Origin of the sequence: Frankia sp. AiPs1 (assembly GCF_023716945.1) — a bacterium.
Taxonomy (GTDB): Bacteria; Actinomycetota; Actinomycetes; order Frankiales; family Frankiaceae; genus Frankia.
Window position 1 is genome coordinate 1 of the sequence record NZ_JAMQQF010000167.1, and the last position, 11,480, is coordinate 11,480.

The 11,480-nt window shown below is 71.0% G+C and carries 8 protein-coding genes and 1 pseudogene; all 9 read left to right on the forward strand.

Translation table 11 applies throughout. The annotated features are described in order from the left end of the window. On the forward strand, positions 1-612 hold a 612-nt coding region (locus tag ND748_RS15965; protein ID WP_251746600.1), incomplete at its 5' end, for a hypothetical protein. A 10-nt stretch (positions 613-622) separates the two neighbouring features. Beyond that, positions 623-817, forward strand: coding sequence for a hypothetical protein (locus ND748_RS15970; protein WP_251746601.1), 195 nt, complete (start codon positions 623-625; stop codon positions 815-817). Between the two features lie 84 nt (positions 818-901). Then, positions 902-2,536 carry an FAD-dependent oxidoreductase gene (locus ND748_RS15975; RefSeq protein WP_251746602.1) on the forward strand — a complete coding sequence of 545 codons (1,635 nt, stop codon included), beginning with the start codon at positions 902-904 and terminating at the stop codon, positions 2,534-2,536. A gap of 76 nt (positions 2,537-2,612) precedes the next feature. Next, complete coding sequence (locus ND748_RS15980) at positions 2,613-3,479, forward strand: phytanoyl-CoA dioxygenase family protein (RefSeq protein WP_251746603.1); 867 nt, start codon at positions 2,613-2,615, stop codon at positions 3,477-3,479. Next, positions 3,479-4,633, forward strand: a complete 1,155-nt coding sequence (locus ND748_RS15985; RefSeq protein WP_251746604.1) for a Gfo/Idh/MocA family oxidoreductase — start codon at positions 3,479-3,481, stop codon at positions 4,631-4,633. Before ND748_RS15980 ends, ND748_RS15985 begins: the two co-directional genes overlap by 1 nt. A gap of 761 nt (positions 4,634-5,394) precedes the next feature. After that, on the forward strand, positions 5,395-6,894 hold the full coding sequence (locus tag ND748_RS15990; RefSeq protein ID WP_251746608.1) for a sugar transferase: 1,500 nt from the start codon (positions 5,395-5,397) through the stop codon (positions 6,892-6,894). Between the two features lie 614 nt (positions 6,895-7,508). Next, the gene (locus ND748_RS15995; RefSeq protein ID WP_251746605.1) at positions 7,509-9,902 is read left to right on the forward strand and encodes a glycosyltransferase; all 2,394 of its coding nucleotides are present in this window, start codon (positions 7,509-7,511) and stop codon (positions 9,900-9,902) included. Between the two features lie 167 nt (positions 9,903-10,069). Continuing rightward, positions 10,070-11,245 (forward strand): acyltransferase, encoded by a 1,176-nt coding sequence (locus ND748_RS16000; protein WP_251746606.1) that lies wholly within the window; start codon positions 10,070-10,072, stop codon positions 11,243-11,245. 12 nt (positions 11,246-11,257) lie between these two features. After that, positions 11,258-11,480 (forward strand): annotated as a pseudogene (locus ND748_RS16005) (hypothetical protein); the annotation flags it as partial.

The window sequence follows — 11,480 nt, forward strand, 5'->3', positions numbered from 1 at the left end:
GGCCTGGCCCGCCGGCGTCCGCGCGGCCGGACGGCCGGTTCCGGCGAGGACACCGTCCAGATGCGCATCCGGCGGGCCCGCCCGCCGCGGCCGGAGCTCTCCCGGCGCCTGTCGGCGCTCCTGCTGGTCGTGTGTATCGGGGCAGTCGCGGTGCAGCTCGTCTGCCGGGGCGGCAACGAGGAGTTCGTCTGGTTTTCGCACGAGGAGGTCGCGGCCACCCAGGAGCTCTACGACCTGGCTCCCGCGGGCAGTACGATCGGCGTTCTCAACGGCTTTTTCCCGGGGCAGAACGACGATCTCGGCCGGGTGTCGTTGATAAACCTCGAGAGCAAGTGCAAACCGATCGTCGATCCATACCAGTGCGCGCTGCAGTTGAAGCCCGACTACATTCTGATCACGCGCGCGCAGGACGCCTACGGCCGGGAGTCGGAATCCCGTCCCGAGAAGTGGGCGGCGGCGGACGCGGCATCTCTGGAACGGTCCGCCGGATATCACCGCATCCGGAACAGTCCGGACGCGATCATTCTCGCCCGCGGGGTCGACGGCGGACTTCGGACATCGCGCGTGGACGCGTCGAGCCACCCGGTGCTCTCGGTGGACCAGGAAGGCTGAGGGAGGGTCGATGGACCAGCACAACGTGATTCGGCTCGGGCTGGTGCTCGTCTGCCTGGCGGCGGGCCTCGCGATCGGCGTCGATCTGCTGCGCGAGGCGCGGTCCTCCCGCGCCCGGGGGGTCGGCCGGCTGGTGAACGTCAGTCTCCCGGTTGTCGCCGTGGCGGCCTTCGCCGCCTGCTGGGTGCGGGTGTCGCATGGGTGAGCCCCGGTACCTGGCCGAGCCTCGACAGTTGGCCGAGCCCCGGCGGCTGGCCGAGAGGTGGCAGCGCGGCCGGGGGTGTCGGCGATGAGCGGGCGTGGCCGCAGCCGGCGGGAGATGCTCCTGCTGGGGTTGGGCGCCGCCGGGGCACTTGCACTCGCGGGGTGCGGCGATGACCACACGGACTCGCGGGCCGGCTACCTCGGCCCGATCGACCCCGGTCAGGCTCCCCGCACGGACGCCGACCTGTGCGTCTACGGCGCGACGCCCGCGGGGGTCGCCGCGGCCGTCCAGGCCCGGCGGATGGGCCTGCGCACCACGCTGCTGGCCTTCGACGACGAGATCGGCGGGATGATGTCGGGCGGCCTGTCCGCCACGGACGTCGGCTACACCTCGACCATCGGCGGGTTCGCCAAGGAGATCTTCGCCGCGATCGGCGAGCACTACCGTTCGACCGGTCCGGTCTACAACTTCGAGCCGCATGTCGCCCGCGACGTCTTCGTCGCGGTCCTGAAGAAGGCGGGCGTGCGGGTCCTGACCCGGCAACGGCTCGCCGAGGTCGTGCTCAGCGGGAATCGGATCCGCTGGATCAACACCGACGGCGGTGGCACCCACCGGGCCAGCGCCTTCGTGGACGCCAGCTACGAGGGTGACCTGCTGGCCGCGGCACGGGTCGCCTTCGTGACCGGGCGGGAGGCCAACAGCGAGTACGGCGAGACCCTCAACGGCGTGCAGAACCGCCCGGCCGGATCGACCTTCCGCGCCTGTTTCAGTCCCTACCGCCGCGACGGCGACCCGACCAGTGGTCTGCTGCCCGACGTCTCGGCGAACGGGCTGGGGGCGACGGGTCAGCGCAGCCCGCTCGGGATGGACTTCTGTTTCCGGCTCTGCCTGGCCCACGCCGGATCGAACGCCCGGCCGTTCCCGAAGCCGGCGGGCTACGACCCCGAGCGGTACGAGCTGCACCGCCGCTACCTCGCCGCCGGGAACCGGAACGTGATGTCCTTCCTGGTCGAGCTGCCGGGGCGGAAGTACGACCTCAACAACAGCGGCCCGGTCTCCACCAATCTGGTGGGCGGCTCGGCGAACTGGGCGACCGCCGACTACGCGCGCCGCGAGCAGATCTACCAGGATCATCTCGGCTACCAGCAGGGCCTGCTCTGGTTCCTGGCAAACGATGCCGGCGTGCCGGCCTGGCAGCGCACCCAGGCCCGTTCCCTCGGCCTCGCCGCCGACGAGTTCGTGGACAGCGACAACTGGCCGCGTCAGCTCTACGTACGCGAGGCCAGGCGGATGGTCAGCGACTACGTCGCGACGGAGGCCGACGCGTCGGGCGCCCGCCACTGCCCCGACCCGATCGCCTACGCGTCCTACAAGGTCGACTCGCACGCCGTGCAGCGGGTCGTGGCGAACAACTGCCTGGTCAACGAGGGCGGCGTCGACGTTCCCGTGCCCGGCCCGTGGGCGGTGTCGCTGCGCTCGATCCTGCCGCGGCGACAGGAATGCGCGAACCTCGTCGTCCCGGTCTGCGTCTCCTCCTCCCATGTGGCCTGGTCCTCGCTGCGGATGGAGCCGGTGCTGATGATGCTCGGCCAGGTGGCGGCCATCGCCGCGGGCACGGGTATTCGTCAGGGCGTGGCCGTCCAGGACATTGCCTATCCCGAGATCCGGGCGGCGCTGCAAAGGCTGCGCATGCCACTGCCGGCCGTCGCCGCCGGGTGAGTTCGGCCGATTCCGAACGGTTCTCCACAGGCTGCACGATTCCGATTCCCAGGGAACGACGTAGAAGGAGGATGATGTGAATACCGGGCAGGCCGCGGACTACCGCGCCCGACTGCGGACCGCGGGCATTTTCTCGGTCGCCGATCTCTACCCGCCGCAGACCGTGGCGCGGTGGAACGAGACCCTCGACCGGGAGTTCGCCGAGAAGGCCGATCAGGCGCGGGCCTACGTCGGCGCGGACCGGCTCGTGGCGCTCGGGATCGCCGAGGAGGTGTTCTGCGCGCCGCTGCGCCAGGCGATCCGTGCGCTGATCCCCGACGCGGTGCTGTACCACTGCCACGTCTACGAGACCGCGGCGAACCAGGAACGGTCGCACATCCATGCCGGCCGCCTGGGCGGCTGGCACCGGGACACCGAGACGATCCGGCTGTTCGATTCCACGGCGGCGCCCCAGTACATCAGCATCTTCGTCTACCTGAGCGACGTCGCAAGCGGCTCCGGTGGCTTCGAGCTCCGGACGCTGCCGCCGGCGCACGCCATCGCGGCCGGCAACCGTTCGGTCGTGGTGCAGGGACAGGCCGGCACCGCCTTCGTGTGGAACCGCTCCTTCTACCACCGCGCGACACCGAACCTCAGTGACGTCCGCCGGCGCGTGCTCAAGCTGTCGATCCAGTCCACGTCGCTGCCGAACGACCGGATCGAGCTGCCTGAGTTCGCCCACGCCCGCAGGGCTGTCAGCCCGGCGGACGAGTACCTCGGCTTCCTGTTCGGCGTCGGGCGGGGCGGGCCGGACGCGTCGCGCCAGCTTCCGCGGCCGACGCAGGCGGCCACCCCGCCCCCGCCCGCGGCCGATCTCGTGCCCAACTCGGTGGTCGAGGTCACCCGCGCGGACGCCCTCTGGCACCGCGTCAGCGCGGTCAAGTACCGGCTGCCGGTCGGCTGATGGCGACCACGGGGGTGGGCCTGCGCCGGGTCCTGATCATCGGGTCCGGGCGACGGATCCGGAACAACTTCCTGCCGGCCTTCGCGCAGCGCCGGGACCAGTTCGAGATCGTCGGGCTGTGGTCGCGCACCCGGGAGCACGCCGAACGCGCGGCCTCGCCGTGGGGGGTGCCGGTGGTGGACTCCCTGGCCGCGTTCCTCGACGCGGTCGACACGGTCGTCGTCTCGGTCTCCACGACCGCGGTGCGCGCGGTCTTGAGCGAACTTGCCGAGCGGGCGGCCCAGCTCTCGGTCGTCCTGGACACTCCGGTGTTCGGGCAGGCCGCCCACCTGCCGGCGATGGCGACCCTGCGGACGTTCGCCCGGGTGGTCGTGGCCGAGGACTACATGAACTACCCGCAGTGGACCCTCGCCCGCCGCGCAGTTGCCGACGGCCTGATCGGCGAGGTGCGCTCGGTGGAACTCGCCCACTCCGGTTACCGCTACCACGGTCTCGCCCTCATCCGATCGCTGGCCGACTTCGACCACGTCACCGTGGCCACCCGGCGGCGGGTCGGCGCCGACGTGAGCTTCGAGTTCCGGCTGCGGCACGGGGTGCGGGGGCGCATCACCGAGCCGTACGACCAGGCCCGGGGGACGACGACAATCATCGGCGAGAAGGGCGTGATCACGGATTCCGTGCAGGTGGGTGCCGAGCATGGCCCGGTGCACGTGCTGCGGCCCCGCGGGGACGCCCGGCCCGACGGCTACCTTCTCGGCGGCCCGGAGCTTCTCGGCGGCCCGGAGCTTCCCGGCGGTTCAGGGCTTCTCGGCGGCCTCGAGCTCGACCTGCCGGAGCTGCCCGCCCTGCTCGACGCCGAGGTGCCCGATCGCAGCCTGTTCAACGCCCTGAAGACCTGCGGCCTGCTGGAGGTACTCGCGGCGGTGACGGGAGAGGCCTTCCACTCCCGGTACACCTACCGGGAGGCGCTCTACGATCACCTGGCGACGGCGGTCCTGCGGGCGAGCCCGCTGCTGGTCGACCCGGTGGCGGGCGCGGGCGGCAACATCGTCGGCGGCCTGGACGGGATGTTCGCCGGGCTGGCCCGGGCCCGCAGCGCCCTCACCAGGCCGGCAGCCCGCCGGGCCGGGACGACGACGCGAGGGTCCGGCTGAGTTCCCGCGGGTTTGTCGAGCCCGGATAGGTTGCGACATGTCGTTATCTTCCCGGTTTATCCCCCTGTCGAAAATCCTCCTCGCCGAGCCGGACCGAGGCCCGGGAGGCAGGCAGGGTGTACCGGCTCAACCGATTCGGGCCTACCGCAATTTTTGTCACGCGCATGACGCATTCCACCGAGGTCCGATGGTTCGCTCCCTGGCCGGACGTTAGAGTTGGTTTGCACGCACGGAGCCGGCTGGATGGGGGTCCGACAAGCCGGTGGTGCGACGTGCACCAGTGGGGGGTTCGTCGATCGGCACAGCGGGTGTTGTTGTCATGCGCTGACGTGGCACACAGCCCGGCCGGTCGTCCTCCCGTCGGGCTGTGGCCCGTCCGAAGAGTCGTGACCGCGGGGGGTTTTCCGAGTGACGGACACCGTCTTCAGCGATGCTAAGGATCGACGAGGGGCCGTCCAGTGACCCAACGTGGCGGCGGTCGTCGGCACGATGACCGGGCGGCGGTCCCGGCCGGGGCGGCGACGCTCGGCGCGTCACCCGTCGCGCCGAGTCGGCCCGGACGGCGGATTCCGAACCAGCGTGCCCAGCTGGCGGTGGTGGTCGGGGACGTTCCCCCGCCGGGGCCGGCGGTCGATCGTCTCGGCCGTCGGGGCTCCGGCGCGGCCCAGCGGGACGCCGTGGGGATCGCCACCGCGCCCAGGCCGGCCGACGGGCTCGACCCCTCGGCCGGCGACCTTCCCGACCTTCCTGACCAGCCCGGTCTGGCGGATCAGCCCGACCTGCCCGATCCGGACGCGCGGGGCGATGCCGGCTACCGGGCTCGGGTTCCGTGGGAGCGTCCCTATACCCGGCTGCTGGTCGTCACCGACGCCCTTGCCTGCGTGGTGGCGGTGGGGGTGGCCTACCTGGTCCGGTTCGGCGGCCTGGTCGAGTTCGACCTCAAGCCGGTGTCGGCGCGGCCCTACATCCTGATGTCGGTCCTGCTGCCGCTCGCCTGGGTCCTGTCGATGTTCTTCGGGCGTGCGTACGAGAGTCGCTTCCTCGGCGGGGGATCCGAGGAGTTCCGGCGCGTGCTCAACGCCGCCGCCCAGCTCACCGCGGTCGTGGCGGTCGTCTCCTATGCGACCAAGGCCGAGCTCGCCAGGGCCTACGTGCTGATCGCGTTCCCCGCCGCACTGTTATTGACGGTGGCGCTGCGGGTCGGCGCCCGAGCCGGCCTGCACCGCCTGCGCCGGGCGGGCCGCTGCCTGCATCGCGTGCTGGTCGTCGGCGCGGGGGAGTCCGCCGCCTCCATGATCCGGGTCGCGCAGCGCGAGCCCACCGCGGGCTGGTCGGTCGTCGGGGTCGTTCTCGACCGGTCGCCGGGTCGGCACAGCCACGACTCGCCGGAGCGCGGCGGGTTCGACCTGCTGGGGGTGCCGATCGTCGGGACCTCGGAGAGCCTGCACACCGCCATCGCGCAGACGGCGGCGACGACCGTCGCGATCAGCCCGCAGATGGACGGCGAGCGGCTGCAGCGGTTGCTGTGGATGTTGGAGGGCAGCGAGGTCGACGTTCTGGTCTCCTCGGCACTGACCGACGTGACCGGGCCGCGCATCTCGATCCGTCCGGTCGCCGGACTGCCGCTGCTGCACGTCGAGGAGCCGGAGCTCAGCGGCACCCGGCGCGCGATGAAGGGCCTGTTCGACCGGAGCGTGGCCGCGGGGATCCTGCTGCTGTGCCTGCCGTTGCTGACCGGCCTCGCGGTGGCCGTCCGGCTGACCAGCCGGGGGCCGGCGATTTTCCGGCAGGTGCGGGTGGGCCGGGGCGGTGAGCATTTCACGATGTACAAGTTTCGCTCGATGTACATCGACGCCGAGCAGCGCAAGGCGGAGCTGGAGTCCCGCAACGAGCGGGCCGAGGGCCTGCTGTTCAAGATGCGCGACGACCCGCGGATCACCCGGGTCGGGAAGTTCCTGCGCAAGTGGTCGCTGGACGAGCTGCCGCAGCTGTTCAACGTCGTGGGGGGCAGCATGTCGCTGGTCGGCCCACGGCCGCCGCTGCCGGCGGAGGTCGCCCGCTACGAGGACGACGTGCACCGGCGGCTGATGGTGAAGCCCGGCCTGACCGGCCTGTGGCAGATCAGCGGTCGGTCCGATCTGGAATGGGACGAGTCGGTGCGACTCGACCTGCGCTACGTGCAGAACTGGTCGCTGGCGATGGACTTCTACATCCTCTGGCGGACGATGTTCGCGGTGCTGCGCCGCGAGGGAGCCTACTGAGCCGCTGCTGAGCCCCTGCTGAGCCGCTGCTGAGGCGGCGGCCGGTTGTCGGCTCCAGGCACTACCGGCGGTGGTGACCGCCGAGGCTGGCGGCAGTGGGTCCTCGGGTACCCGACCCGAGCGGACCGTGTAGCGGCCGTGACGCGGGGAGATGCACCCTGCCGCCAGCGAACGCCATCCGTTGCACTCCTTTACCGCGCGATCCGGATAGTGCTCAATGGATTTGAATATTATCAATGCCCGATCGGGGTATCTCCGGCGCGGTGGCGAATTTCATTTATAGCATTCTCCGCCGTGCCGTGATATGGGTCACAGATGGCCGTCATGCGTATTGGCGGTCGTATGCGGCGGTGTCTCGGTCGTAAGGTAGGCGCCGGCGACACGATATTGATCCCGCTGCTGACCGAGTTCCGTTCTCGGGTGGTCGGGCGGGCCGTGTGCGCCGAGATATCAGCGGCCTGATTCCAGGTTCCGAAGGAACCGCGCAGAGGCCATATCGGGGGAAGATATGCCTACCTTTTTCTGTCCTTCCTATGCCGCAATGTCGGTTGCCGCGATGCCGTTGACCTCGACGATTCGGCGCCGGCCGTCGGCAATTCGACCGAGGATTCGTCGTGGGCGCTGAGGCGGGGCGTCACCGGGTCCGTGCCGTCCATCCGCCGGCCGTCACCGGCGCTGCACCCGCCGGCCTGCGGATTCGTGTCTCCCTGCGGGACCGCAACGAGTCGAAGTACCTTGCCGACCTGCTCCAGAATCACGGGCTGGCGGTGCGCGTCGCAATGCCGGGCGAGGACGCGCCGGGCGGAGATGACCAGCCCGCAACCAACGAGATCGTCGTCAGCCAGGAACTGGTCGCCGGGCTCATCCCGGCCGCGCGCCGGGGCGGCGTGCCCCTGATCCTGCCGACCGATCGGCCGGTGACACCCGCGGCCGGCGACAGCGGCGATGTCGGCGATGGCGGCGAGGAGCAGGCGCCGGCGCCGGGGCGGTTGGCCAGGCATGACCTCGACGCCGTCGCCCGACGCCTCGCCGCCACCATCGCGCGCAGGGTCGAACGCAACCGGCGGGGACTGGCGCACCTCGCCCTCGAGGACGAGGACATCTTCGACGACGTCGCCGTCCAACAGGGCACCGGCTGGCGCCTGCGCCTGGTCGGGCGGGAGGGCGTGCTGGTCTGCCTGCGGGTCAGCGAGCTGGGGCGGGTCCGCGAGCGCCTCGGGGCGCAGGCGACCGGGGAACTGGTCGGCCGGATCCGCGACGTCACCGTCGCCGAACTGGGCCTGGCCAAGCCCCCGGCTCTGCGCAGCAACGGCGAGCTGCTCTGGGTCCTGCCGGCGACACCGGCCGCCCGGGTCCGTAAGCAGCTCGAGCAGCTCAACGCCGCGCTGGCGAGCCGGTCCTTCACGGTGACCGTCGGCGACGCCGAGGAGCATCTGCGCATCACGCCCGCCGTCGGCCTGGTCGGCGTGAGCCGGGCGGATCCGGCCGTGCTGATCAGCCGGGCCAGGGCCGCCGCCGTGACCGCGGCCAGCCGCCTCGATCTGGAGCCCTGCACCTGGGAGCCAGCCGCGGCGGTGGCCGCCGCCCATGGCGGGCTCCCCAACCGTGCCGGCGCGGCGGCGGCGGCCTGGCAGACGGCCAGCCGGGGGATCCGGTCGACCGCCGCGCAGGCCCTGCTCAGCCTGGCCCTCGCCCTCGGCCTGCCCTTTGTCTACTACACGGTCACGGCCCAGTTCGGCGTCGACGTGCTCGGCCCCGCCTACGCCTTCATCGTGCTCGCGCTGGTGGCGACCGCCGGGTCGATCTACGTCGAAGGTCTGCTCGCGCTCGACCCGGTCCGGCCGCCTGCGCTCCCGCCGGGAGACCCGCCGCCGGCGACGGTCATCATCGCGGCGTACCTGCCGAACGAGTCGGCGACGATCATCGACACGCTCGAGGCGTTCCTGCGCCTCAGCTACGCCGGGCCGCTGCAGGTGATCCTCGCCTACAACACCCCGCATGCACTGCCGGTCGAGGGCGTGCTCCAGGAGATGGCACACGAGCACCCCCGGCTGGTGGTGCTCAGGGTGCCCGGCAGCACCTCGAAGGCCCAGAACGTCAATGCCGCCCTCGAAATCGCCAGCGGCCACTTCACCGGCGTCTTCGATGCCGACCACCATCCGGCGCCGGACTCGGTGACGCGGGCGTGGCGATGGCTGGCCGATGCCTACGACATCGTGCAGGGTCACTGCGTCATCCGTAACGGCGGTGCGGGCTGGTTGTCGCGCATGGTCGCGGTGGAGTTCGAGTCGATGTACGCGGTGGGTCATCCGGGGCGGGCGAAACTGCACGGCTTCGGCCTCTTCGGCGGATCCAACGGATACTGGCGGACCGACATTCTGCGTCGCGTCCGGATGCGCCCCCGCATGCTCACCGAGGACATAGATTCCTCGGTCCGTTCCATCCTCGCCGGTGTCCGTATCGCTTCCGATCCGGCGCTGCTGTCCTTCGAACTGGCGCCGACCACGCTGCGGGCACTGACCCGTCAGCGGCTGCGCTGGGCCCAGGGCTGGTTCCAGGTCTCGCGGAAGTACTTCGGCATGGCGCTGGCCTCTCCATCTCTCAACCGCCGGCAGAAGGCCGGAGCCGCGTTCCTGTTCGGCTGGCGCGAGCTCTACCCGTGGATCTCCATCCAGATCTTCCCGCTGCTCGGGTATCTGCTGCTGCATCCGGCTCCCGGTCGGGGCGTGCACTGGGCCATGCCGTTCTTCCTGTTCCTCACGCTGGTCACGATGGGAGTCGGCGTGGCGCAAAGCCTTTTCGCCTACCTGCTCGCCCACCCGGAGGTGCGTCGGCGCCGGCGTTGGTTCCTCGTCTACGCCCTGTTCGCCGGTTTCTTCTACACCGAGTACAAGAACGGCCTGGCCCGGGTGGCCCAGATCAAGGAGATCGGGGGGGAGCGCCAGTGGCGGGTCACCCCGCGCCAGGTGCCCGTGCCCAGCCCGGCGTACCGGCGGGAGTCGGCCTGACGATGACCGACCTACTCACGACGTCCACGTCCACGTCCACGTCGACGTCATCGCCCTCGTCATCGTCATCCCCTTCGCCCACGTCAACGGCAGCACTGTCGCCAACGCCAACGCCAGCGCCCTCGCCCGCGTCATCGTCATCCCCGGGGCCGGGGAAGCTGGCGCGGTTGGACGACCTCGAGGGATACCGGGGAATCGCCGCCCTGGGAGTCGTGGTCTTCCACGCCTACCAGTTCTGCCGGGAGGGCGCCGGCGGGGACTCGGCCGGCTCGTCACCCGACGGCTACGCGTACGCCGGGACGCCGCTGGGCCGGCTGCTGCTCAACCTCGACGGCCTCGTCAGCCTGTTCCTGCTGCTGTCGGGCTTCCTGCTCTACGCGCCGGCCGCCCGCGCGGTTCTCGCCGGGCGGCCGGTGGGCAGCCCCCGGGTCTTCCTGCTCCGGCGCGCCGTGCGCATCCTGCCGCTGTACTGGTTCGCCACCCTGCTGGTCTGGACCTACCGCAACCCCGACCTGCCCGGGGACTGGCGCGACCTGGCGGAACACCTCACCTTCACCCAGGTCTTCGACAGCCGCCGCATCTTCTACACCATCGGCCCGGCCTGGTCACTCTCAGTGGAGATCTTCTTCTATGTCGCCGTGGCGCTCATCCTGCTGGCCCTGCGGGGCCGGCTGCCCGCCCGGTCCCGCTCGGCCGTGCGGGTGCTGGTGATCGCGACGCCGCCGGCCGTGATGCTGGTCGGCTCGCTTGCGTACCACTGGTGGGCGCTCGAACTCGCCCACCAGCCGTCGGATCGATGGGCGATCTGGTTCAACCCCCTGGCCAAGGCGGAGATGTTCGCCATGGGGATGTTCCTCGCCATCGCCCACGCCCGGTGGGGCGACCGACCCGTGCGCGCGGTCTGGCTCATCCCCGTCCGGCTCGTGGCGCTGGCCATCCTCGCCTACGGCTGCGCCATCCGGACCGAGGATGCCCGGACCTCGACCGAGTTCAACCTGCTCGCCATGGTCGCGTTCACCCTGCTGCTCGGCAGCTCGCTGTTCGCGTATCCGCGGGCATGGTGGCGACGGACTCTCGCGGCCCGCCCCCTGATGTTCGTCGGCGCCGTCAGCTACAGCGTCTACCTGTGGCACGAACCGGTCCTGCTCTACCTGGACGTGCACCACCTGGTGAGTCACCGGGCGGCGGCGTTCCCCTGGGTGGCGCTGCTGCTGGTGGTCGTCTCCGTGCCGCTCGGCTGGATCAGCTACGTCATCCTGGAAAGGCCCGCGGGCGAACTGAAGGCCCTGTTCCAGTCGGACGGTCGGCTTCGGTCGTACTACGGTCCCCGGCACGAGGGCTGACGGATCAGCGCCATGGCCGATCCGACCATGCAACGAGTCCCGCGGCTCGACGAGATCGTGGCTGCGTCGCGGTCGCGGTCACGCACGTTCGCGTTCGCCGTGATCGGGCTGCTGTCCGCCGTCGTCGCCGTGTCGATCATCGTCGGCGTGGTGGGGGGGGGGGGGGGGGGCCCCGGGCGGCCGGGCGCGCCGGCTTATCGCCCCAGAGCTACACGATCAGGTCGACCTCTAACAT

Bases quoted from the DNA above. Each gene is read 5' to 3' on its own strand.
- ND748_RS15970 (WP_251746601.1), top strand. From the start codon at position 623: ATGGACCAGCACAACGTGATTCGGCTCGGGCTGGTGCTCGTCTGCCTG.
- ND748_RS15975 (WP_251746602.1), top strand. From the start codon at position 902: ATGAGCGGGCGTGGCCGCAGCCGGCGGGAGATGCTCCTGCTGGGGTTG.
- ND748_RS15985 (WP_251746604.1), top strand. From the start codon at position 3,479: ATGGCGACCACGGGGGTGGGCCTGCGCCGGGTCCTGATCATCGGGTCC.